Below are 23,220 nucleotides of genomic sequence, written 5' to 3'. Positions count from 1 at the left end.
AGTGTAGGATGAATAATAAGAAGGTGTTCAAAAGGGGGAGACTTAGTGCGTCAGGTCAGTGTGAATTCCCTAAAAATCGGTGACGTTTTGGGTAAAACCATTTATTCAAGCAATGGGCGGGTCTTATTGGGAAAAGGGGTCAAACTTACACCTCTTTATATCAGTAAGATGAGAGATATGGGAATCACCATTGTTTATATTGAGGACGATCGTTTTGAGGATGTTATTCCCGAAGATGTTATTGATGAGGAGAACCGCCGGGAGGCTATGGCAATCATTGAGCAAGCTTCCCAGGCGGTCCGCCTTGGGAAAAATCTGGATGATTTTCATTTGCGCAATATCGTCAGCAAGATTGTCGAAGAGATTCTGTTTAAAAAAGATATCCTGGTGAGTATGATGGACATCCGCAGCAAAGACAATTACACCTTTGCTCATTCTGTCAACGTATGTGTCCTGGCCACGGTTCTGGGCAAGGTGATGCATCTGGATAAAGAAAAGCTGGAAACCCTGGCTATCGGCGCTTTACTTCATGACATTGGTATGGTTCACCTGCCCCAGAATATCCTGGAGAATCACGAACAACGTACAGAAGAAGAGGAAGAAGAATACAGGACCCATACCACCTTGGGGTTTGAAGAATTGAGGAAGCGCAAGGAGCTTAACCTTGTGGTTGCCCATATAGCCTTTCAGCACCATGAGTATATTGATGGAACCGGTTATCCCCGTCAGCTTAAAGGTGATGAAATTCATCCTTTGGCTCAAATTGTGGCCATCGCCGATCTTTATGATAAGCTGACCTCCGATAACAGCGGGATGAAACGAGTTATGCCTCATGAAGCTTGTGAAATCCTCATGGGTCTTGTGGGTAAACAGTTTCCCTTGGAACCGGTCCGCCTATTCCTGCGCAATATCGCCGCTTATCCTACCGGGAGCACCGTTCGGCTTAATACGGGAGAAATCGGTGTGGTGGTGGATCAGAATCCCAGCATTCCTACCCGGCCGGTGGTCCGTGTTTATGATGAGATGAATTATGAAGCCGGGCAAGGCAAAGAATATAATATGGTTGATAACCGAACCGTCTTCATTAATGAGGTTCTGGTTTAAACTGAGGTTTTGGTTTAATCCTGAAGGAAGTCCCGTTCAAGCCGGCAATAATCTGCTGGGGCATAGTGGTGACAGGGGGCATTCCGGACATTTGGGGTTGCGGGCGGCACAGATTCTCCGTCCGTGCCAAATGAGCCAATGATGGGCTTGAATCCATTGGGAACAGGGAATACAGCTCATCAACTGCTTCTCGATCAGATCAGGATTCGTCCCTGAGGCCAGCCCTAACCGGTTGGAGACTCGTAAAACATGAGTGTCTACGGCCATGGCGGGGATATGAAAAGCATTGCTGAGTACCACATTGGCTGTTTTTCTTCCCACACCGGGGAGTTGAGTCAGAGCTTCCATGGAGCCGGGGACTTCTCCGCCATAGTTCGCAACTAAGATATGGCAGGTAGCTAAAATATTTTTAGCTTTATTATGATAAAGCCCCAGCTCTTTGATAGCCTGTTCCATTTCCGCTAAAGACATGGTTAAGAACTGTTCAGGGGTTTTGTAATCTCTAAACAGTCTTGCCGTGACTTGATTTACTTTTTTATCCGTAGCCTGAGCGCTCAACATCGTGGCAATCAGCAGCTCAAATGGGGTGGAGAAATTGAGTTCACAATGGGCCTCGGGATAGGTCGCCGCTAAGATGCTGAGAATAGAGTTTACGTTGCTCATGTTAGCCTCCTATAGATAGTTGATGATCGAGAGATGGTTTGCGATCAAAAGATAGTTTATGATCAAGATTAGATCGTGTAGAAAGGAAAAGGGTGCGATGCAGTACATTAGATTTTCATATGAGGATAGAATTTGCTTTGGTCAGCTTCAGGGGGAAGCCATTGCTCTTCTTGACCGCTCTTATTTGGAAGCAGGCTGCCAAAAAACAGGTCAGATCCTCCAGGCAGATCAGGTTCGCTTGCTGGCACCTGTTGAGCCGACCAAGATCGTGTGTATTGGCTTGAATTATGCTAAGCATATTGAAGAATTGGGCCATGATTTTCATGATGACCCTGTCATCTTTCTGAAGCCCGTCACTTCCTTAGTGGGGCCGGAGGATGAAATTATCCTGCCGGCGATGAGTCAGCAGGTCGACTATGAAGCAGAGCTTGTGGTGGTTATAGGTAAAACAGCTAAAGATCTTGCTGAAGATCAGGCTGAAGACTATATTTTCGGCTTCACCTGCGGCAATGATGTTACAGCCAGGGATCTGCAAAAGAAAGATGGGCAATGGACCCGCAGTAAGGGGTTTGACACCTTTTGCCCTATTGGGCCCTGGATCGTCAGAGACCTGGACTATAGAAATGTGAAGATTCGTTCAGTGTTGAATGGGGAGGTAAAACAGTCTTCCCAAACCAGCCATTTAATTCATTCTGTTCCTAAATTGGTAAGCTATATTTCCAAGATTATGACCTTAAACCCTGGGGACTTGATCATGACTGGGACTCCCGAAGGCGTAGGGCCCATGAAAACCGGTGATGCAATTGCCATTGACATCAAAGGCATTGGCCGGCTGCACAACCTTGTCCGTTAGGAACGCCATGTACTGGGTTTATATTCTTCACTGTGCCGATCATACACTCTACACCGGATCAACGCCAAGGCTGGAACGCCGAATTCAAGAACATAATCAAGGCAGCGGAGCGAAATACACCCGGGGACGGCGGCCGGTATCCCTTAGGCAGGCCTGGATTGTGGAGAACCGGAGCCAGGCACTGCGGCTGGAAGCTTTTATAAAAAAGTTAACACGCAAGGAAAAGGAATACTTAATCGACGACCCCCAAGACCTTCTGCGCCTGGCTAAAGAGAAGGGCTATGACTTCGTCATAAAGATCGGGGATAAAAGCGATTGAACCGCTTTAGTAGATCCCGCCGCCAATAAACTCCCGCAAGATAGAATTAAAGGGGACTTTGGCTATATCCAGGATTTCAAAGTGGTAAAGCACTCTTAAGAGATGGGAGGCGGTGGCGTAATAGGGATGATCTTTAGGAATGCTGATTAAAAGCGGTTCAGCATAAGCCTTAAGAGCGTTTAATTCATAGAGCAGGCTGGAATTGAACATAACGTCCGCTTCCTCTTGATAGGGAAATATATTGTTGTTTTCCCCCCGCCGCACGCTGGACCATTGATTGAGGGTTTTTTCCGGGTTGATGCCACGATATTTGTCATCACGAACCAGGCGGCGAATCAGGCGTACGTCCGTTGTGGAGATACGATTATGAGTATCGATATTGGGTTGAAAAAGAGCGCTGATATAGATTTTGAAGAGATGGGAGCGCTCCAGGGAAGGCAAAAGCCGGGGGTTGAGGGCATGAATACCCTCCATGACCAATATTTCATCAGGCTCTAATTTCATGCGTATACCCTCGGGTTGACGACGGCCTGCCACAAAATCGAAAATAGGGCACTCAATCTCCTCGCCATGGATTAAGGCCTTGACATGCTGGTTCAGCAAGGGGAGATCGAGAGCCTCGAGAGCTTCAAAGTCATATTGTCCATACTCATCAAGAGGCGTGTGTTCCCGATCGCAGAAATAATTATCCAACGACAAAGCAATAGGGCGGATGCCATTAACCTGAAGCTGTGTGGACAGACGTTGGGCAAAGGTGGTTTTCCCGGAGGAAGAGGGACCGGAAATGAGAATAATGCGGAGGTTCCTTCGCTGTTCGAGAATGCGATCAGCGATTAAGGAAATTTTTTTCTCATGCAAGGCTTCGGCTAAAGAGATTAATTCTGTGGTCTTGCCTTTCCGGATATTAAGGTTAATAGAACCCACCTTATCCAAATGTAGGTTTTCCACCCAACGCTGGGACTCCAGGAAAGTAGCGGCTAATTTTTCCGGTGGTACAAAATTGGGCAGCTCGCAGGGATGCTCAGGATTGGAAAAGAGCAAAATAAAGCCGGGATGATAGAAGATGAGGGTAAAAGGATAATAGGTATCTGCCGGATGCATAGCGGGATAAAGAGACTTGACGAAGATATGATTGACCTTCGTGTGAAAGAAGCCATCTTCTTCCGCACAGGACATGATCTTCGGCTTAGACTCCAACCAGTGATGGAGTTTTTCCTCGATTTGCGCTACTTCCCGAGGCGAAAGAGGTGAGTTCTCTAACTCGCAATAAATACCATCCAAAATGGAGTATTGAATCTTTATTTCCTCCTGAGGAAAAAGCTCCTCCACAATCCTAATCAAGCCAAAAATAAGGGTCTGACGATATTGACGATGGGTCGTTTCCATGACGCTCATTGGGGCACCTCTTTTCTTTAGAGTCTGTCTTAAGGTTAATTCTACAGAGGAATCCTTCCTTCCTGTTACTTTTGAGAATGATTTTAAAAAGATATGGTATACTGGAGAAGGAAAAATATCCATCTCTGGCGAATACAATTCGGATAATGTCTTGGGGAGTGAATGCATGTTGTACGAAAGCACGAGAGGGAATTTCCCTGATCAAACTGGAAAAGAAGCGATTGCCTTGGGCATGGTTCCGGTAGGGGGGTTATTTGTTCCGAAAGAACTTCCGCAAATTCACTGGGAGGAAGTTCGCGGCATTTCCTATCCAGAACTGGCCCAATTGATTTTTAAACGCTATCTACCCGATTTTCCGGAGGAGAAATGTGTTGAGACTTCAAAAATATACACGGATGGAGTTTTCGATTCGGATAATCCGGCTCCCCTGGTGAATGTGGGAGATATGGGAATACTGGAGCTATGGCATGGTCCTACTGCCGCCTTCAAAGATATGGCCTTGCAGGCTTTGCCCCATCTTTTGGGAGAAAGCATGCAGGTTCTCACTCACACCGACAAGGTGCTGATTTTGGTCGCTACGTCAGGAGATACGGGAAAGGCCGCCCTGGAGGGATTTAAAAATGTTGAGGGTACAGAGATCATGGTCTTTTATCCTGAACATGGAGTGAGCACTGTTCAGGAGCAGCAAATGACCACAACTGATGGGGTCAACACTAAAGTAGTTCCCGTCGTCGGTAATTTCGATCAGTGTCAGTCCGCTGTGAAAGAGATTTTTGGCAATCCTGACTTAAGAGAAAAATTTAAAGAACAGGGCATTGCCTTTTCTTCGGCAAACTCTATTAACTGGGGAAGGCTTTTGCCGCAAATCATCTATTACTATTGGGCTTATTTACAAGGGGTGGAATCGCAACGAATTCGTCCCGGAGAAAAAATGAATGTGGTGGTACCCACAGGGAACTTCGGCAACATTCTTGCCGCTTATTATGCCAAGGAAATGGGATTGCCTATTCATCAACTCATTTGTGCCTCCAATGAGAATAATGTGCTGACAGATTTCTTCAGCCAAGGAGTGTATAACCGCAAGCGTCCTTTTTTCGTGACCTCTTCTCCTTCGATGGATATTTTAATATCCAGTAATTTTGAGCGCTTCCTTTACGAAGTTTCCGGGAGGGATGGGTCAAAGGTAGGAAAGTGGTATGACGACCTGCAGGCCCTTGGCGAATTTACTGTGGATTCGGATACTTTAGCCAAGGCCAGGAAAGCAGTCATTGCCGGATGGGCCGGTGAGGCGGATGTGCTGGCGGTCATACAATCCGTATATAAAGAGCATGCCTATGTTCTGGATCCCCATACAGCCGTAGCGGTGAAAGTATATCAAGATTATCTTCGGGAATCAGGAGACAACACCTTTACCATGATCGCCTCAACAGCCAGTCCCTTTAAATTTGCCAAAACCGTCTTAGAGGGCATTGATGCAGATGCCTTAGAAGATGATGAATGGGCGAATTTGCGGAAGCTGAGGGAGATTACCGGCTGGAGCATACCCAAAGGTCTCCAGGGGTTAGAGGATAAAGAGACTTTCGGTTTGGAGCCGGTACAACCTGAGGAGATTCCGGAACTCATCCAGAAGGTTTATATACCCAATAGATAGGCTATTGCACAGATAGGATATATCCGACTGCTTGTTGGCATTTTCGGGGTTTATCACCAGATAAGCCCTTTTTACTTTCTCTATGAAGAAAAAGTTTTCAGAAAAAAGGAGATAACCTGTTCATGCCGAACAATGAAATTTGGCAGAGGAGAAAAATCTTGACAAGGGAGAAAGTGGTGATAGCATGGGTTCAATTCTACAGTTTGTTTTAATCATCATTACTATTAATATAACTTATGTGACCTTAACGACCATCCGCTTTATTTTAATGATTAAAGGTATGCGGGTCTATGCTTCGCTGTTGTCTGTGCTGGAAGTCTTCATCTATATCATGGGACTTTCTATTATCCTGGACAACCTTGACAGCTATTGGAATATTGCGGCTTATTGCTGTGGTTATGGCGTGGGGGTCTATCTCGGCAGCCGAATCGAAGAACGGTTGGCTCTCGGCTATATTATGGCACAGGTCATCGTGGAATGCGAATACCAGGGGCTGGCAGGGGAACTGAGGGACGCCGGCTTTGGGGTGACGAGCTGGCTGGGGGAAGGAAAAACCGGGCCGCGTATGGTCATGATGGTGTTGGCCAAGCGCAACCGCCAGAAAGAGCTGTTAAACAGGATCGACAGCCTGTGCTCAAATGCCTTTGTCATTTTTGAGGAACCGAAGAATTTCCGCGGGGGATTCTGGGCGAAGAAGGTTCTGCATTAACCGGGCTATTCCTTGGCCGAAAGCTTTGCCTTAGGATAGGAGCCTAGTAGTTTAGTGCTGACTCCTTTGTCTTTCAGTGCCCATAAAGCCTCCTGGATCGATGGGGAGAAGACATACCCATCAATATCCACAAAGAACACATACTCTCCCAGCTTTTTCTTGGAAGGGCGGGATTCAATACGGCTTAAGTTAATATTGCGCAGGGCAAATTCCTGAAGGGCATGGGCTAAGGCGCCGGGGGTATCTCCGGTAATGATTAAAAGGGATGTTTTATCCTCTTCATTCATTTCGGCAAGATGATGCCCTACGAAAATAAAACGGGTGGCATTGAGCATGGAGTCCTGAATTTTTTCCGATTTACAGTGTAAATTATAGATTTCGGCGGCACGCCGGGGTCCGATAGCAGCCCAAGGCTGATCGGGATTCTGGGCTATTTTCGTAACTGCTTCAGCAGTGCTGGGAGAAGAGTGTTGTTCTGCCTGAGCCAGATGAGTTTCCAGAAAATCACGGCACTGTCCCAAGGCCTGCTCATGGGAATAGACCTGTTTTATTTGCGCTAAATGAAGGGGCTGAGCGGTGATCAGGCATTGATCCACGGGGAATATAAATTCTCTCATAATATACAGACTTTCCGTCTGGCCCAACATATCCATGGTTACTCCCACCTGGCCTTCGGTGGAATTTTCCAGAGGGACAAAGGCCCCTTCGATCTCCAGGTTTTGGCAGGCTATTAATAGTTTGGGAATCGTCGTAAAGGGAATAAGGTTCAGCGGCGGTTCCAATAAATCGGATTGAGTCGTTAAAAAGAGTTGAAGCGCTTCTTCAGAAAAGCTGCCTTTCGGTCCTAAATAGCCAATGTTCATCATCTTATCCTCCTCGTCTTGCTCTCATTGTAAATAAAAAAAGACTTACCTCACCCCCAAATAAGGGACGAGTTAAGTCACGCGGTACCACCCTTTTTGCTGTATGTACAACAGCCACTCACATGATCCTGGAATGAATCAAGGCTCTTAACGGAAGCGGCCGGCATTCCCTACTTTGAGTTCAGGAATGCAACTCCAGAGTGAATCTCTGTTACCAGCAACCACTAAAGCTTTCAGTCTCCGACTTTAGTTCCCTGAAGGTCTGGGCTAACAGATGCTCTCTTTCATCGTTGTTCGTTGATTTGGAAATTCGATTTTAACAATTATATCAAGAACTGGTGCAATTGAAAAGCAAAACTTAGTAAATTCTTGATTTTTAGATATTTGTACACTTTAAACTTGCAGAAACCTTACAAGCAAGTTAAAATAATGTTTGGAAGGTTGGGGAACCTTCCTGGGAGATAAGGTGGACGAGGTGGCAGAAACAGGCAGTGGAACGTACGCTGCCTGTTTCACTTTTTATAGGTCATTAATTTTGCTAAATTTTCCCCATCCTGTGTATAATAAGCATTAGGGTAAGTCAATAAGGAGGGAATGCTTATGGAACAAGCTAAACTAAAAACACGTTCAGAAATCCCTGAGCAATATAAATGGCATCTTGAGGATATTTTCCCCAGTGATCAAGCTTGGGAAGAGGAATTTCTTAAAGCCGAAAAGCTTTTGGAACGGGCTGAATCATTCCAGGGGCATTTGGGGGATAGTGCCGAGGCTTTGTTAACCTGCTTTGACTGGATGGATGAAGTGGGGCAAAGTGTAGGTGAAATCTACACCTATGCACGGATGCGCCGGGATGAAGACAACCGGAATGCTCATTATCAGGCTTTGACGGATCGGGCCGGTGCTCTTTCTGTCCGGGTGGGGAGTGCTTTAGCTTTTGTAGTTCCGGAAATTCTCGCTTTGCCGGAAGGAAGGCTCCAGGAATTTCGCCAAGCGAATGAAAAAATGGCCCTTTATGACCACGCCTTAGAAGATATTTTGCGTAAACGTGAACATGTACTAAGCTCTCAAGAGGAAAAGTTATTGGCTGAAATGGGCGAGATAGCTGAAGGCCCCAGCACCATCTTTGGCATGGCCAATAATGCCGATCTTAAATTTCCCAGTATTAAGAATGAGCAGGATGAGGAAGTCGAGCTCACCAAAGGAAACTATATTCAGTTCATGGAAAGCGAAAACCGAAGGGTGCGGCAAGAGGCTTTTGAAACCCTTTATGGCACCTACCAAAAACAAATTAATACCTGGGCAGCCATCCTGAACTCCAATATTAAAGGGGATGTTTTTTTTGCCAGGGCCAGGCGTTACCCTTCGGCTATTGAGGCTTCCTTACATGATGATAAAGTTCCTTTAGGAGTCTATGATGCCTTGATCGATACCGTCCGTGAGTTTTTACCGGAAATGCATCGTTATGTCAAGCTGAGAAAGAAGGCCTTGGGGCTGGACGAACTACATATGTATGATATTTATGTTCCCATTGTCTCAGAGGTCAAGATGACGATTCCTTATCAGGAAGCCGTGGCGATGTGCCGGGAGGGGCTTAAACCTTTAGGCTCCGACTATGGCAAGGTTTTGGAAGAAGGATTCACTTCCCACTGGATTGATGTCTATGAAAACCAGGGCAAAACCAGCGGTGCCTATTCCTGGGGGACCTACCGTTCCCATCCTTATGTGCTGCTCAATCATCAGGATACTTTAGATTCGATGTTTACGATTGCTCATGAGATGGGGCATTCCCTCCATACCTATTTTTCCAACCGCACTCAGCCTCATATCTATGCCGGTTACAAGATCTTTGTGGCTGAAGTGGCTTCTACCCTCAATGAAGCTTTGGTGATGGACCACTTGCTCAAAACCACGGAAGATCCCAAATTATTGGCCTATTTGCTGAATCATTATCTGGAGCAGTTCAGAGGCACTGTTTTCCGTCAGACCATGTTTGCGGAATTTGAAAAGAAAACCCATGCTCTGGTGGAACAAGGGGAGGCCCTCACTGCGGAATTGTTATCCAGCACTTATCTTAAGCTCAATGAGGACTACTACGGACCGGATGTGGTGATGGACCCGCAAATTGCTATTGAATGGGCCAGAATCCCTCATTTTTACAATGCTTTCTACGTTTACAAATACGCTACAGGGTTCTCGGCAGCCACAGCCTTAGCGAGGAAAATTCTCGACGAAGGGGAACCGGCAGTGGAGCGTTACCTTAGATTCCTATCCAGCGGCAGCTCCGACTATCCGATTGAGTTGTTGCGTGAAGCCGGTGTGGATATGGAGACGCCGGTGCCGGTAAGGGAGGCCTTGCAGGTCTTTACGAGCCTGTTGGATCGGTTGGAGGGGTTGCTTTAAGCTGAGTCTCCAAGGTAGGGGTTCTCGAGGATTCTCCGGGGTCATCCGGAATTCTCCAGGATTTTGATTTACACTGGTCGCTCCATAAGCTGCGCGGACAAAACTAACGCGAAAAGCCCCCCGCTCCGAAAGGTGCCCCGCCAAATCGCTCCTGCTCAATGGCGGGTTGGAAACGTCCTGTTTCCAACCTTTCTCCGCAGCGTGCTTTTCGCGAAGTTTTGTTTCCGCTCGCTTAAATTCGCTTCCCTTGTGTAAATCAAAATCCTTGGGCCGTTTTTCGGGTTTAGCTGAGCAGGGCGTTGTAGGATATGTGGAGTAAGTGGCTCTATTCAAGCCGCCTTTTCCGTCTTTACCGACGCCGCTTGGGCGGCAGGGTCGGCGATCTGTAAGGCTCTGAAGAAGGCTCGAGCTGATCCTGGAAATGCCTTGCAAAGCCTCGCAAAGAGTCCAGGCACTGGGGCTCCAAAGGGAAAGCTAAAAGTCCCCGCAAGCAGTAGTTTTGCGCACAAAAGCGAAACGGATTTAGCGGAGGGGCGGTCAGGTCAACGAGACTTTCTTAACGTAGCGGAGCCACGGTTCACATCAGGTATTACCCTGAGGTTTGGCGTAGCTGTTAAGAAAGCGAGTTGACCAGCCCTGGAGCTATGGAGTGAGCGTTGTGCGTAAAGCTACGCGACCCGGGCGACCCGGACAAATCGGACAGATTAGACAAACAAGCAACTGCTTCCCGTCCTCTGCCGATGCCGCCCCATTAGGCACAAACACCCGCCCTAAAATCTATGCTATAAAAGAACTCAGCCTTACACGCTGATTCTCAGAAAGAAAGGAAGAAAAGATCATGAGTGACGCCTGCGGCTCCTGCCCATCGGCAAGTTCCTGTACTACAGGAAGCTGCCCTTCTACACAACCGGAGAAAACCAAAGCCCAACAAGCTAGCAATATCAAAAATGTCATCGCGGTCATGAGCGGCAAAGGGGGCGTGGGGAAATCCTCCGTTACCTCCATGCTGGCGGTGAGTTTAATGCGCCAAGGCTTTAAAGTGGGTATTTTAGACGCGGATATAACCGGACCCAGCATTCCGAGAATTTTCGGACTGAGGGATAAGGCCAATATGAATGAGGTAGGGGTTATTCCTGGTGAAACCTCTCATAGAATTAAAGTGATGTCCCTCAATCTCATGATTCCTAACGAAGACGATCCGGTGATCTGGCGTGGTTCCATCATTACCCAGCTGGTACAGCAGTTCTGGACAGATGTCGTTTGGGGAGAGCTGGATTATCTGCTCATCGATTTGCCGCCAGGAACGGGAGATGTCCCCATTACTGTCATGCAATCCTTGCCCGTATCCGGTGTGGTCATCGTAACCAGCCCTCAGCAGCTGGCGGGGATGATTGTTCGCAAGGCCATCAATATGGTCAAGAAATACGATGCAACGATATATGGCTTGGTGGAAAATATGGCCTATGTTGCCTGCCCTCAGTGTGAGGAGCGGATTGAGATTTTCGGAAAACCCCATGGGGAAGCAGAAGCTGCTCAAAATGAGATTCCCTATCTTGGTCAATTACCCATTGATCCGGTCTTGGCCACCATGTCGGATCTAGGCAAGATAGAGGATTATGAATCCGCTGGCTTTACGCAAATTGCCAAGAATTTGGCTGAAGTTATACAGGAAAAGCAAAAGTAAAAGCAGAAAAAAGAAAAGGTAAAATTAAAATTGAAAGAGGGGGTGACCTGGCTTAGCCAGGATAATATGGAATCAACGATTCGGGACATCGGATTGGCACCGCAAGGACAATTAAAAATCGATTGGGTGCAGGCCCATATGCCGGTTCTCAACACCTTAAGAGAAGAGTTTGAGAAAACCCAGCCTTTTCAAGGCAAGAAAGTGACCATTTGCCTGCATTTAGAAGCCAAGACAGCTTATCTGGCGAAAGTGGTTCAAGCGGGCGGAGCTGAAGTTACTGTGGCGGCCAGCAACCCTTTATCCACCCAGGATGATGTGGTGGCTGCTTTGGTAGCCGGCGGTGTCCATGCCCATGCCTGGTATGGTGCTACCGATGAAGAGTACCATCAGCACCTGCACAAGGCTTTGGATTTTGAGCCGGATTATATTATTGATGATGGGGGAGATTTGGTATCCACCCTGCACAAGGAGCGCCGGGAGCTGCTGCCTAAGGTCCTGGGAGGTGCTGAAGAGACCACGACAGGCATCCTCAGACTGCGCGCCATGGAGAAAAACGGTGAATTGGCCTTCCCCATGATGGCGGTCAATGATGCTGAGATGAAATACCTTTTTGACAATCGCTATGGCACAGGCCAATCGGTCTGGGATGGGATCATGCGCACCACGAATCTGGTGGTGGCCGGCAAGACGATTTGCGTAGTGGGCTATGGCTGGTGTGGCAAAGGTGTGGCTTTACGGGCCAAAGGCTTAGGTGCCCGGGTGATTATCTGTGAAGTCAATCCGATTAAAGCCAATGAAGCTTGGATGGATGGCTTCGAAGTGATGCCCATGTTGGCTGCCGCTCCCTTAGGCGATTTCTTCGTCACAGTAACGGGAAATAAGAATGTCATCTCAGGTGAGCACTTCCAAGTCATGAAGGATGGAGCAATCCTCGCCAATGCCGGTCACTTCGATGTGGAGGTCAATAAAGTCCAGTTGGCGGCTATGGCCCAAAGTTGTCATGAGGTTCGCCGCAATATTGAAGAATATCTGCTTCAGGATGGGCGGAAGATCTACCTCCTGGCAGAAGGACGCTTGGTCAATTTGGCGGCAGGAGACGGTCATCCCGCCGAAGTTATGGACATGACCTTTGCTTTGCAAGCCTTGGCCTTGCATTATCTTGCTACAGCAAAAACCCCCCTGGAGCCTAAAGTTTACTCCGTCCCCACGGAAATGGATATGCGAGTGGCCGAGTTAAAATTAAAAACCTTAGGTTTAAGCATCGATCAATTGTCTGAGGAACAAAAAAGCTACCTCGCCAGTTGGCAGCATAGTTAAGAAGAGCCTTTTAAAACAATTCAATATTCAGGTCCTGATGATCAACAGTCATGAGGACCTTTTTGTTGTTTAAAAACATTGTAAAAGAGTGAAAAATAGCTTTTGTTCTATTCTGTTATAGTATACAATAGAAACAATACATTGTATTAGCATCAGATAAGTCTTGGGTGATTGTAGGGGGGATAGATATGCCGATGTTTCTCGTTCGTTCCTTGAGTCAGGATATCATCGGAGAGAGCAAAGGGCTGCGACAGGCCGTTGAGGGATGTCGAAAAGCTGCTAAAGAAAATGCCCCGGTTATGTTTCAGGGTGAGGTCAGCACGGGTAAACTACTTTTAGCCGGCTTTCTGCATAAAGAGAGTAAACACTCCCGGCAGCCCTTGCTTGTGGTGGATTGCATTAAGGACGAGGACATGATTCACGAACTACTTGCTCCCGGTTTTGAGTGCAAGCAACTGGACCGTTATGAGGGAGGCAGTATCTATTTTCGTGAAGTGGCAACCCTCAGCCTTGGCAAACAGAATCAGCTCTATAAAGCTCTTGAAAAGATAGAAAAGAGAAAAATCAGAGCATTTCTGAGTTCATCCCAAAATATTCATTTAATGAGAATGGAAAAGGCCTTTGATCCCGATCTCTATGATTATGGCAGTCAATGGGAGATTGCTGTTCCCCCCCTACGGCAAAGAAAAGAAGATATCCTTCCCCTAGTCCGGCATTATATCGGAGTATTTAATTTGAAATTAAGAAAGTCTATCCAGGGGCTGACTCCACAAGCAGAAGAAATTCTTTTAGCTTATCGGTGGCCGGGGAATGTGGATGAACTAAAGCAAATTATCAACAGAGCCATGCACCTGTCCAACGAATCCCATATCTCCCAGCGTCATCTTAGCGACAATTTGGGAATATCCAAAGAAGATGGCTTCAGCCACGGGGTAATGCCTTTGGAGCGAATGGAGGAAATCCTTTTACGAAGTGCTTTGGAGCGCTATGGATTTACACTGGAAGGCAAGAAAAGAGCGGCAAGAGCTCTTAACATTTCCTTAGCAACACTGTACAATAAGCTTAAGCGGTATAATCTTAATCCATAACCAACCATACCAAGGTTGCGTAAGGAGGATACAGGGTGAAACAGACCTTTCCGACCCACAAGGGGGAGCTTATTGTTGAAGGGCCGGTTACGGCAGAGAGCTTAAGTCAATTGAGTTTTGACGATGATTTGAGGGCATTCCGCCCTCCGAAGCGCCAAAAAGAAGCCTTGATTGAAATCAGTGAAATTCCTGATGGCCGCATCATTATTGCCCGAATCGAGAATGATATTATGGGCTATGTAACCTTTCATCCCCCGGATTGTTTTGAACGGTGGGCTAAAGGCCCTCCGGAACTTTTGGAATTAGGGGCCATCGAGGTTTCCCCAAAAGTCCGGGGACTTGGGGTGGGGAAAAAACTGCTGCAAGTCGCTTTTTCTGATCCCGCTATGGAGAATCATGTCGTCATAGCTACAGAGTATTATTGGCACTGGGACTTGGAAAGGACGGGGCTGCGGGTTTGGGAGTACCGTGAAGTAATGGATCGTCTTATGTCAAGCGCAGGTTTGCACATAAGGGAGACGGATGATGAGGAGATATGTTCCCATCCGGCCAATATGCTTACGGTACGCTATGGTAAAAACCTTTCCCAAAGCAGTATCGATCATTTTGAAAAGATTTTGTTCGCAAATTCCGAACGGGGGGATTGCCTTGCCGGAAACGAATCAAGACCCTCTAAGCCAGGTAATTAACGCTGTGCAGGGAATTTATGGCCGTAAAGATCAGGCTCATGATCTGGAACATGCTCTCCGGGTCAGAGCATGGGGCAAGCAGATTGGGATACAGGAGGGTGCCGATCTATTGATTGTGGAGCTGGCAGCTATTCTTCATGATATTGGCCGCTCCGGAACCCTATCGAAAACCCATGCTGAGAGCGGTGCGGCCTTGGCCGGTGGCATCCTGCATAAATGCGGATACCCGGAAGACACTATTGAAGCTGTTAAAGCAGCTGTCCTTTCCCACTCACGGGAAGGCTATGAACCGGAAACGTTGGAAGCAAAGATTCTTTATGATGCCGATAAATTGGATTTTGTAGGTCCTATGGGGATTGCCAGGCTTTTTGTCTGGTTGGGGAAAGAAGGAAAACCTTTTTTTGGGCCGGATTCCTGTGAATCCTTTTACCGTGAAAGGATTCGTCACTACCATGAGCATATCCACACCCAGACCGCACGGGCGCTTTTTGAACCGCTCTTTTTGTATTCTGAGAATTTTTGGTCTGAGTTGGAAAAAATGAGGCTTAAAAAAGGCTAAGCTGGTTAAACTATGGATATATCTTTTTTGAGGAAAGGAAGTATATCCATTGCGCTGGTTGGGACGTATTTTAATCATCTTCATTTTACTTATGGCAGCTAAAGGCTTGTTTGCTCCAGAACAGCCTCAAGCCTATATTTCCGCACCGCGAACTCAGGTTTTATTGGAGGAAATCCACTGGCGTTCTGTTCAGATTCAACAAGCAGCACGGGATTTGCCCGGAAGTATCGAAGTGATGTTGCGAAAAATTTTTTCTGACGGAAAACCCGCATCTGAAGCCAAATCAGTTTGATAAACACCATTGATTTTGCCGGTATTGTTTTAATAAGCCAAAAAGAGAGCGCAAAGCTCTCTTTTTTGAATTTGTTGCTTTTTTTCATTCATTATCAAAGGCAATCGAGAATATGAATAGGCAAAGGTCGTTTTAAAAATTGTTCGTTTCGGTGTACAATAAGCGATGTAATCTTCTTTGAACTAGGGTGCGCTATTCTAGTGCGTAAAATGACTGTCGAAGGCGGGCCTAAGAATCCGCTAAGGGCATACCGATGAAGTTCCTGGTGGTGGCTTTCGACGCCCAGTCGAGGGTTGCTGCTGGGAGTTAAGGATGAGGGGGATCTGCAATGGCATGCGGGCGATACCCTCTTCCGTGGAGGCCTAAGTTCGTGGCTGCTTTTGGTTACGGCTTGGGGTATGAACCTGCATTAGGAAGGAACTTAGTGCAGTGTAGCCTGCCTTGAGGTGGAGAAGTTGGGAGGGCTGAAGGAACTTCTGTTCATTGGCCGATGAGCTTAAGTTTGCCTGAAATTCTTTTCTGCAAAAGAGGCTAGACCGTCACGGAGCGTGAAGGAAAACTTCTAGAGCGAAAACCAACGAGGATTAAAGTGCGTTCTTAGTGGCGATCAAGTGCTGGAAATGGTGACATTCTGGGCTGAGGGAAAAGGGAAACCGCCTGTCAGGAAACTGCAGGAGCTCAGTGGGAAAACCTACTTGACCTATGGCGCAATATTTATTCGTTGGTGTCCTAAGGTTCAAAGAGCAGCACCTCTCGTGAGAGAGGTGTTTTTACTTTTATCTTACTTTCTTTAGGCACAGAAAGCCAATGAGTGAATAGTCTGATATTAATAGAATAAATTTCCAAAATATATCACTTTTATAATTAATTGTGTGAAGGATTAAAGGCATTTTTCGCGAATACTACAATGCATAAGAAATGTGGGCTGAATCCGGACCGTGTGTCTGGAACGGGGGATAATCTTTTGGGGTGAATCGCAGTCATGCGTAGGGCTTGCACCTTTTTGCCCGAATCCGTCAACTAACCTCGTAAGCGACGAAAGGTGGAAAATTCATGGACTCTTCCTCTAAAAGGGGATGGGTGGCCAGTGTGGTGTTATCCGGCACCTTATTGGTAAGCAGCCTCCCGGGCATCTATGGGCCTGGAAGTGCCGCAGTGCCTGTGACAAGCTCCGAATCTATTCTCTTAAGGAACGCTTCATTATTTCAGACTCAGCAGGCTCAAACTCAAACTGTTGCCGATACGGTACTCTCCCCTGAGGTTCAAGCAGAAAAAAAGGATGTGATCCGGCAACCTGAAGCAGCAGCAATGGCCTTAGCTTACGCTTCGGTATCTGTAGCTGCCGATACGGATAGTCAGAGGGAATCACAGCAATTTACAGAAGAGGCTCAGGAAGATATCGTGTCTACCCCTGAAGAAACGATGGCAGCGATGGACATCGAAAAGCTTTCCCAAGAGCGGGCTTTGCGACAAGCTGCGGCTGCTCCTGTTCAGGAGATCTCCCGTGGCGGTAGTTCCAAAGTCGAAGAAATCAGCGACAATGCCCAAAAGCTGATCGGTACCCCCTATGTGTTTGGCGGGACGACTACGAATGGCTTTGATTGCTCCGGTTTTACTCAATATGTATTTAAAGGTTCAGGAATTGACTTGCCCCGAACCTCATATGCTCAATATGGAATAGGAACAGCAGTCAGCAAAGACGAGCTTCAGATCGGTGATTTGGTCTTCTTCGCCACTTACGATAGCGGAGCGTCCCACGTGGGAATCTATATAGGAGAAGAGAACTTTATTCATGCCGCCAGAAGCGGTATTAAGATCACCGGCTTATCGGACAGTTATTATGCTGGTCGTTACCTTGGAGCCAGGAGAGTTTTCTAATTCATAGGCTTGTCAATAGGGACAAAGGAACATAATGGGGAATATACTGAAGGAGTATCGCCTCATTGCTTTTTTAAAGCAGTGAGTGATACTCCTTTTTAGCTCTCCCAGCTCTGTTTCCGTCTGCTAAATTAGGCTATGACCATCTTTTCGGATCGGAAGCAAATTACCAACCGGTTGGTAATTTGGCTTTAATCGTCAATAAGGCAGCCAGGGCACCGGCAGATAGCTCTTGCATTCCCCGCCGAGCTCCGCCAATGTCCGGTTGTGGATATAGAGGTCCGTCTTGGCACATTGTTTCATCCGCTTATAATAGCATTGGCGGCAGAGTTCAACACGGTAATTAAGAATCATGGTTTTCCTCCTTATGAGAGTTGAAATGTTGATAGACCGCCGCAGCTGCCGGGGCAGGAAGGCCGGATTGCTGCAGTTCCTCAAGGGTGGCCTGGCGGATACTATCTATGGATTTAAAAAACTTAAGGAGCTGTTGTCTGCGCTTGGGACCGACCCCTGCTATGCCGTCCAATTCAGAAAGGGTCATGCTTTTAGCCCTTTGCTGTCTATGAAAGGTAATAGCGAAGCGATGGACCTCGTTTTGAATCCGTTCCAGCAAGCGAAAACCGGCGGAACGGCGATCCAAGGAGTGAATGCGGTCCATAGCGTCGATTAACGCCGAAGTCTGGTGCTTGTCGTTTTTGACCATGCCGGCAACAGGAATCGCAGCGTTTAAGCTGTGGAGAGCAGCCAGGGCGGCATGGATCTGTCCCTTGCCTCCATCCACCAGGATCAGATCCGGGAGCGGCAGGTTTTCTTGCTGGAGTCGGGCATAACGGCGCTCAATCACCTGGTGCATGGAGGCCGTATCATCCATATTCGGCATGGGTTGAATCTTGAATTTGCGATACTGACTACGATTAGGTTTGCCATCAAGAAACTGAATCATTCCTGCTACACTATGGGTACCGGCAATATTGGAAATATCAAAGGACTCGATGGTACGGAGGGAAGGGATGCCTAAGGCGTTGCCGATTTCCGCCAAAGCTTGGGTGCATTCCGTCAAGTTCCGTATTTCGATGGAAATCTGTTCGTGTAAAGTGGTTTGAGCATTTTCCATGGCCATTTGCACCAGATCCCGCTTTTGACCTTTTTGCGGCACGACCATGGGGAAGAGCTTTGTTAACACACTGATATCCAGGGGAGGGAGGAGGATTTCTTGAGGAAGAGCAGAACTCTCTGTGTAGAACTGAGCCAGAAAAGAGACAAAAGCTTCTTCCGGTTCCTCGTAATAAGGGAAAATGAAATTATCCCGGGAGAGCAGTTTGCCCTGGCGCAAATAAAAGATCTGAATACAAAGTTGATCTTGAGTATAGGCATAGCCCACCACATCCCGATCGACGAAGTCGTTTAAGGTGATGTTCTGCTTTTCCCCAACTTTTTTGAGATCCTCCATCAGGTCCCGGTATTCTTTGGCTCTTTCGAATTCCAGATTTTCCGAGGCCTCTTTCATTTTTTTCTCCAGGGCTTTAAGAATGGCTCCCTGGTCTCCTTTAAGGAAAGCGGCCGCTTCTTTACGGATTTTGTCATAGGCTTCTTTGGGGACGTCTACCTGACAGGGGCCTAAGCATTGCCCAAGATGGTAATAGAGACAGGGTTTGTTGGGGATCTGCCGGCATTTGCGAAAAGGGAAGAGGCGGTTGAGCAGTCGGGCCGCTTCTTTAGCCGCTGTAGCATTAGGGTAGGGACCATAGTATTTTCCCGCCCCTTTTTTGACTTGTCGTGTTACGAGAATCCGCGGATGTGCTTCATCGGTAATGGTTATAAAAGGATAAGTTTTATCATCCCGCAATAAAATATTATATTTGGGGTTATGTTTTTTAATCAGATTGCACTCTAGGAGTAATGCCTCTACCTCGGAATCGGTAATTATCGTTTCAAAATCCGCAATCAGGCTGATCATCAGCTGGGTTTTGCCATTATGGGATCCCGTAAAGTAGGAGCGGACTCTGTTTTTGAGAACCTTCGCTTTTCCTACATAGATAATTTGGCCGGATGCATCTTTCATCAGATAGACACCCGGTTTATCCGGCAGTAAGCTAAGTTTTTCCCGAAGTATCTCCATATTTGAACACCTCGGTATTATTCTAGTCGGAGATGGCCGGTAATGCAAGCTAACTTTAATGACCCATCCCCCTCGGGGACAAACATATCGGACCTTGTTCGTTCGTATAATTAGTAGTGATAAGGTCATGGATAAGAAAAGGAGGGGTACATATGCCGAATTCTTGGGGGCGGCCTCCGCGGAATGAACTATGGCAGGATATACAGGCTTTGGCCTTTTGGGTACTCATTATTGGCGTAGGAGCGTTTATTCTTTTTCCCAATTTTTTCAGTGATGTTTATTCACGCCTTACCGATCCCGTGAGCAAATTGGCGGATACAACCGTCGGAACCTATGATCCCGGTTATGACGGATATGTTGCGGATGATCCCTATTCCATAGATCCTTACACGAATACAACCTCCAACTATCTCTATTCGGCGGGGAATACGTATGGTTCTTCGCCCACATCCCTTTATCTCGGCAATGAGGTCGCCACCGGCTATTGGGTGCTTTTTGTGGCAGATGGAGATTTTAAACAGTTTTCTGTGAACAGCGAGGGGTATGCTTTTCTTTTGCGCTTAATTGAACGTGATCAAACAGGAGAAGGAAAAAATACGCTCATTTTAGCTGCCAACGGTCAGATCCGGAAGTTTACCGTAACCAATGAAATCTACCAGATCGTTACCAATATGGCAGCTATTGAGACACGGGCGAAAGCAGGATGAGAGCCTGGCGACGCCATAGGGTGGATTATTTAAAGGGTGGCTTAACTAAAGAGGAGCTTTGCGCCGGCGGCAAAGAACAATAACCCAAGGAGTTGCCAAGGATTCCAGGCGAGACGTTCGGCGCCGAAAAGCCCCAGATGATCGATGATGAGTGCGGCTCCTACCTGGCCGATGATGATCGCTGTGGTCGCATTGCATACGCCAATCTTGGGAATGCTTAGGGCGACCAAGCCGACAATCACTACACTAAGAACTCCGCCAAGATAAAGATACCAAGGAATAGATAACCAATTATACTCTAAGAGGGGGACTCTGGCGACCATTACGGCAATCAGTGCAATCACGGTTCCAATGATATGTACAACCAAAGTGGCGGCTAAAATCGAAGTTTTTTGATAAAGTTGAGAATTCAAAGTGCCTTGAATGGCCATTGTAATGCCGGAAATAGCGGCGATAACGGCCGGTAGCGATAAAAATTTGTTCATGCAAACCTCCAAAATTAAATTTTGATGGAAATGGTCATCTTCACCAAGTTCGACAAGAAGTAGTTCGTATTTCAAACTGATCTGAAGGGGAAAATGAAATTGTAAAGAAAAATGAAAAGAGGTGGCGTCGTGGAAATCGACTATAATTTGGTACAACGGGCCCAGATGCTGCTTACTCTCGATCACCCTCTTTCTCAAGTAAGGGATATTTTACTTAGAGAGGGATATCCTCAAGAACAAGTAATAGAGCTGATCGATGCCACTGAAGAGGTGCTTAACTATTTAATCCCTCCGGAATATGATGAAAACAAAATAGGGATTGATATTTTGCATCCCGGTGAAGCGACAGAGGGAAGAAAGCCCGGAGTCGATATCCTGATCGATAAACATACAGGAAAATTAAGCTTAATCACTCCCCAATATCAAGAAACCTGGAAGGTCGCCAATGAAGTGCGTAAAGCGATTAAAAAACAACAGTCCATAGGCAGATATTATCACTAGATTTCCCTCCAAGGCGGGCTAAAAGCTGCGCCTTTTTCTCACTGTCAGCAAGTATAAGTACAGTTAAATGTTATTGTTTTCTGTATCACCTTAAATTATGTTATAATTTTTGTTAAAGATATCTTTTCTGAAAAGGCTCCTTGGGCATCTGTGGCGATGCTTTTTATTTGATTGAAATATAATTAAGGATAACCGAGGTTCGACATGGCAAGCTTACATAAGAATAATTCTTTATACCGGGCTTTTCCAGCACTCAGTCATTCCCCGTTTCGGTGGTTTTGGGGTGGACAGATTATTTCGCTTATTGGGACATGGACCCAAAATATCGGCCAGGCCTGGTTGGTCCTGCAGCTGACAAATTCGCCGTTTTTGCTCGGGTTGGTGGCCGCTATGCAGTTTGTACCGACCATGCTGTTCTCTCTGCAAGCCGGAGCTTGGATCGATCACTTGCCGAAACGCAAAGTATTGATTGCCACCCAGACTGTGATGATGATCCTAGCCTTTGCCTTAGCTTTTTTAGTAGGTTCGGGTTCCCTTCGCTATTGGATGCTTCTTGTGATGGCCTTCATTCTGGGTGTGACCAACACTGTAGATGTCCCCACCCGCCAATCCTTTATTATTGAATTGGTAGGAAGAGAGCATTTAGCCAATGCCATCGCCCTCAATTCGGCGATCTTTAATGGTGCCCGTTTAGTTGGCCCTGCCATAGCCGGAGTGATTATGGGAATCTGGGGACCCATGTGGTGTTTTTTGATTAATGGCTTGAGCTTTATTGGTGTTTTGGCAATTTTAATTTTTGTTCCGGCTATTCCTCATCAGGAAAAGATCACTCCTAAAAAAGAAACCTTGAGGAAAGATATCCTCAATGGTTTGAGCTATATAAGAAAAACTCCCTCCATTCTGATCGTCATGATGATGATGGGTTTTCTGAGCACTATCGCCATGAATTTTAATGTACTGGTCCCTGTTCTGGCCAAAATTGATTTGCAGGCAGAGGCCCTGGGCTATGGGCTTCTGATGAGCGCTTTGGGATTGGGCGCTCTGATCGGCGCTTTAACCGTGGCGATCAGAAGTGCAGAAGGCCCGCAACCTCGTTTGCTTTTGGTGGGAGCCTTTGGATTGGGAATGTTTAATGTGGTTGTAGGATTGCAGAACACCTATTTTTTTAGTGCCTTTTTCTTAGCTTTTCTTGGTTGGTCCATGATTGTTTTTTCAGCTTCAGCCAATTCATTGATCCAGATTACAGTGGACAGTCAATATCGGGGAAGAGTCATGAGTGTTTATAATCTGGTTTTTGGAGGTATGATTCCCATAGGAAGCCTTTACGCTGGGACATTATCCGATTTATGGGGAGCGAGGATGACCTTTATCATCAGTGGAACCATTACCTTACTGTTTATGGGTGGGATAGTTTTTTGGCTAAGGCGTTATCGAAAGGATGAAGGTCATGAGAATAGCAGTTTTGTCTGATACCCATTTAAGGGGTGGCCAGACCTTGCCGAAGTGGGTATGGGAACAATGTGAGGTCGCCGACCTCATTATTCACGCCGGAGATGTGGGCTATCCAAGCCTTCTGAGCGATTTGGGGCAGATTGCTCCTTTGGAAGCAGTTCAGGGTAATTGTGATGGATGGGAGTTAGCACACTTACCCCACCACAAGATCATCACCTGTGGAGAGATTAGGATCGGAGTGACCCATGGCGCTTATGGGCCGGGGCGTTCGACTCCCGAGAGGGCTTTGCGGACCTTTGATCAGGATAAAGTGGATCTGATAATTTTTGGACACAGTCATATTCCTTACCAGGGAAAGCAAGGAGAGATCCTCTTGTTTAATCCTGGCTCGCCCACAGATAAACGAAGGCAGGCTCAGTATTCTATGGGGATGATTTGGATTGAGGGAAAAATTATCAAAGCCCGGCATATTTATTCTTCAGTCAGATGAAA

The 23,220-nt window shown here is 46.8% G+C and carries 23 protein-coding genes, 1 riboswitch and 1 other annotated feature; of the genes, 17 read left to right on the top strand and 6 right to left on the bottom strand.

What is annotated here, in order from left to right; genetic code table 11:
* The first annotated feature begins 45 nt into the window (after window positions 1-45).
* Window positions 46-1,104: an HD-GYP domain-containing protein gene (locus DHAF_RS15255; protein ID WP_015944356.1), complete on the top strand. Its 1,059-nt coding sequence runs from the start codon at window positions 46-48 to the stop codon at window positions 1,102-1,104.
* Window positions 1,105-1,140: 36 nt separating this feature from the next.
* Here DHAF_RS15255 and nth read toward each other — a convergent pair whose 3' ends face one another.
* Window positions 1,141-1,767 carry an endonuclease III gene (nth, locus tag DHAF_RS15250; protein WP_015944355.1) on the bottom strand — a complete coding sequence of 209 codons (627 nt, stop codon included), beginning with the start codon at window positions 1,765-1,767 and terminating at the stop codon, window positions 1,141-1,143.
* A gap of 97 nt (window positions 1,768-1,864) precedes the next feature.
* On the opposite strand from nth, the gene DHAF_RS15245 reads away from it, so the two are divergent.
* Complete coding sequence (locus tag DHAF_RS15245) at window positions 1,865-2,620, top strand: fumarylacetoacetate hydrolase family protein (RefSeq protein ID WP_011459931.1); 756 nt, start codon at window positions 1,865-1,867, stop codon at window positions 2,618-2,620.
* Window positions 2,621-2,627: 7 nt separating this feature from the next.
* On the top strand, window positions 2,628-2,939 hold the full coding sequence (locus DHAF_RS15240) for a GIY-YIG nuclease family protein (protein WP_005813033.1): 312 nt from the start codon (window positions 2,628-2,630) through the stop codon (window positions 2,937-2,939).
* A 6-nt stretch (window positions 2,940-2,945) separates the two neighbouring features.
* Here the strand turns inward: DHAF_RS15240 and DHAF_RS15235 are convergent, their stop codons facing one another.
* Entirely contained in the window at window positions 2,946-4,334 is a 1,389-nt protein-coding gene (locus DHAF_RS15235; protein WP_015944354.1) for a uridine kinase family protein, read from the bottom strand.
* A gap of 166 nt (window positions 4,335-4,500) precedes the next feature.
* On the opposite strand from DHAF_RS15235, the gene thrC reads away from it, so the two are divergent.
* Window positions 4,501-5,985 (top strand): threonine synthase, encoded by a 1,485-nt coding sequence (thrC, locus tag DHAF_RS15230; RefSeq protein WP_011459928.1) that lies wholly within the window; start codon window positions 4,501-4,503, stop codon window positions 5,983-5,985.
* Between the two features lie 184 nt (window positions 5,986-6,169).
* A complete protein-coding gene (locus DHAF_RS15225; RefSeq protein WP_011459927.1) occupies window positions 6,170-6,694 on the top strand; it encodes a DUF2179 domain-containing protein in 525 nt (174 codons plus the stop codon).
* 5 nt (window positions 6,695-6,699) lie between these two features.
* On the opposite strand, the gene pheA is transcribed toward DHAF_RS15225, so the two are convergent.
* Complete coding sequence (gene pheA / locus DHAF_RS15220; RefSeq protein ID WP_005813040.1) at window positions 6,700-7,560, bottom strand: prephenate dehydratase; 861 nt, start codon at window positions 7,558-7,560, stop codon at window positions 6,700-6,702.
* 57 nt (window positions 7,561-7,617) lie between these two features.
* Window positions 7,618-7,854: a binding site (T-box leader), on the bottom strand.
* Between the two features lie 303 nt (window positions 7,855-8,157).
* Here pheA and pepF point away from each other — a divergent pair.
* The 8 genes from pepF (at window position 8,158) to DHAF_RS15180 (ending at window position 17,464) form a co-directional block, all read left to right on the top strand.
* Window positions 8,158-9,957, top strand: coding sequence for an oligoendopeptidase F (pepF, locus tag DHAF_RS15215; protein WP_015944353.1), 1,800 nt, complete (start codon window positions 8,158-8,160; stop codon window positions 9,955-9,957).
* Window positions 9,958-10,795: 838 nt separating this feature from the next.
* Window positions 10,796-11,641, top strand: a complete 846-nt coding sequence (locus DHAF_RS15210) for an Mrp/NBP35 family ATP-binding protein (protein WP_011459925.1) — start codon at window positions 10,796-10,798, stop codon at window positions 11,639-11,641.
* A gap of 30 nt (window positions 11,642-11,671) precedes the next feature.
* A complete protein-coding gene (locus DHAF_RS15205; RefSeq protein WP_015944352.1) occupies window positions 11,672-12,958 on the top strand; it encodes an adenosylhomocysteinase in 1,287 nt (428 codons plus the stop codon).
* Between the two features lie 188 nt (window positions 12,959-13,146).
* Window positions 13,147-14,046 (top strand): AAA-type ATPase lid domain-containing protein, encoded by a 900-nt coding sequence (locus DHAF_RS15200; RefSeq protein ID WP_015944351.1) that lies wholly within the window; start codon window positions 13,147-13,149, stop codon window positions 14,044-14,046.
* Window positions 14,047-14,081: 35 nt separating this feature from the next.
* Window positions 14,082-14,735, top strand: a complete 654-nt coding sequence (locus tag DHAF_RS15195; RefSeq protein WP_015944350.1) for a GNAT family N-acetyltransferase — start codon at window positions 14,082-14,084, stop codon at window positions 14,733-14,735.
* Entirely contained in the window at window positions 14,695-15,294 is a 600-nt protein-coding gene (locus DHAF_RS15190) for an HD domain-containing protein (RefSeq protein WP_015944349.1), read from the top strand. Before DHAF_RS15195 ends, DHAF_RS15190 begins: the two co-directional genes overlap by 41 nt.
* Before the next feature lie 49 nt (window positions 15,295-15,343).
* Window positions 15,344-15,586, top strand: coding sequence for a hypothetical protein (locus DHAF_RS15185; RefSeq protein WP_015944348.1), 243 nt, complete (start codon window positions 15,344-15,346; stop codon window positions 15,584-15,586).
* Window positions 15,587-16,499: 913 nt separating this feature from the next.
* Window positions 16,500-16,636, top strand: a riboswitch (cyclic di-AMP (ydaO/yuaA leader).
* Window positions 16,637-16,639: 3 nt separating this feature from the next.
* Window positions 16,640-17,464 (top strand): C40 family peptidase, encoded by an 825-nt coding sequence (locus tag DHAF_RS15180; RefSeq protein WP_015944347.1) that lies wholly within the window; start codon window positions 16,640-16,642, stop codon window positions 17,462-17,464.
* Window positions 17,465-17,662: 198 nt separating this feature from the next.
* Here the strand turns inward: DHAF_RS15180 and DHAF_RS26115 are convergent, their stop codons facing one another.
* Together DHAF_RS26115 and uvrC are read right to left on the bottom strand one after the other, a co-directional pair.
* On the bottom strand, window positions 17,663-17,818 hold the full coding sequence (locus DHAF_RS26115; protein WP_015944346.1) for a hypothetical protein: 156 nt from the start codon (window positions 17,816-17,818) through the stop codon (window positions 17,663-17,665).
* Window positions 17,808-19,631 carry an excinuclease ABC subunit UvrC gene (gene uvrC, locus DHAF_RS15175; RefSeq protein WP_011459922.1) on the bottom strand — a complete coding sequence of 608 codons (1,824 nt, stop codon included), beginning with the start codon at window positions 19,629-19,631 and terminating at the stop codon, window positions 17,808-17,810. Before uvrC ends, DHAF_RS26115 begins: the two co-directional genes overlap by 11 nt.
* A gap of 104 nt (window positions 19,632-19,735) precedes the next feature.
* Here uvrC and DHAF_RS15170 point away from each other — a divergent pair, with 104 nt between their 5' ends.
* On the top strand, window positions 19,736-20,290 hold the full coding sequence (locus tag DHAF_RS15170; RefSeq protein WP_015944345.1) for a hypothetical protein: 555 nt from the start codon (window positions 19,736-19,738) through the stop codon (window positions 20,288-20,290).
* A 41-nt stretch (window positions 20,291-20,331) separates the two neighbouring features.
* Here DHAF_RS15170 and DHAF_RS15165 read toward each other — a convergent pair whose 3' ends face one another.
* The gene (locus tag DHAF_RS15165; RefSeq protein ID WP_011459920.1) at window positions 20,332-20,775 is read right to left on the bottom strand and encodes a DMT family transporter; all 444 of its coding nucleotides are present in this window, start codon (window positions 20,773-20,775) and stop codon (window positions 20,332-20,334) included.
* 129 nt (window positions 20,776-20,904) lie between these two features.
* Between DHAF_RS15165 and DHAF_RS15160 the strand changes: the two genes are divergently transcribed.
* The 3 genes from DHAF_RS15160 to DHAF_RS15150 all read left to right on the top strand — a co-directional run bounded on the left by DHAF_RS15160 (window position 20,905) and on the right by DHAF_RS15150 (window position 23,218).
* Window positions 20,905-21,276 carry a hypothetical protein gene (locus DHAF_RS15160; RefSeq protein ID WP_015944344.1) on the top strand — a complete coding sequence of 124 codons (372 nt, stop codon included), beginning with the start codon at window positions 20,905-20,907 and terminating at the stop codon, window positions 21,274-21,276.
* A gap of 204 nt (window positions 21,277-21,480) precedes the next feature.
* Complete coding sequence (locus tag DHAF_RS15155; RefSeq protein WP_015944343.1) at window positions 21,481-22,746, top strand: MFS transporter; 1,266 nt, start codon at window positions 21,481-21,483, stop codon at window positions 22,744-22,746.
* Entirely contained in the window at window positions 22,715-23,218 is a 504-nt protein-coding gene (locus DHAF_RS15150) for a metallophosphoesterase family protein (RefSeq protein WP_018305840.1), read from the top strand. The genes DHAF_RS15155 and DHAF_RS15150 overlap by 32 nt, the downstream gene beginning before the upstream one ends.
* Window positions 23,219-23,220 lie beyond the last annotated feature (2 nt).

The sequence above is a fragment of the Desulfitobacterium hafniense DCB-2 genome, from assembly GCF_000021925.1.
GTDB lineage: Bacteria > Bacillota > Desulfitobacteriia > Desulfitobacteriales > Desulfitobacteriaceae > Desulfitobacterium > Desulfitobacterium hafniense.
Note: the sequence above shows the minus strand (reverse complement) of the source record. Positions and strands in the feature narration are given on the sequence as shown.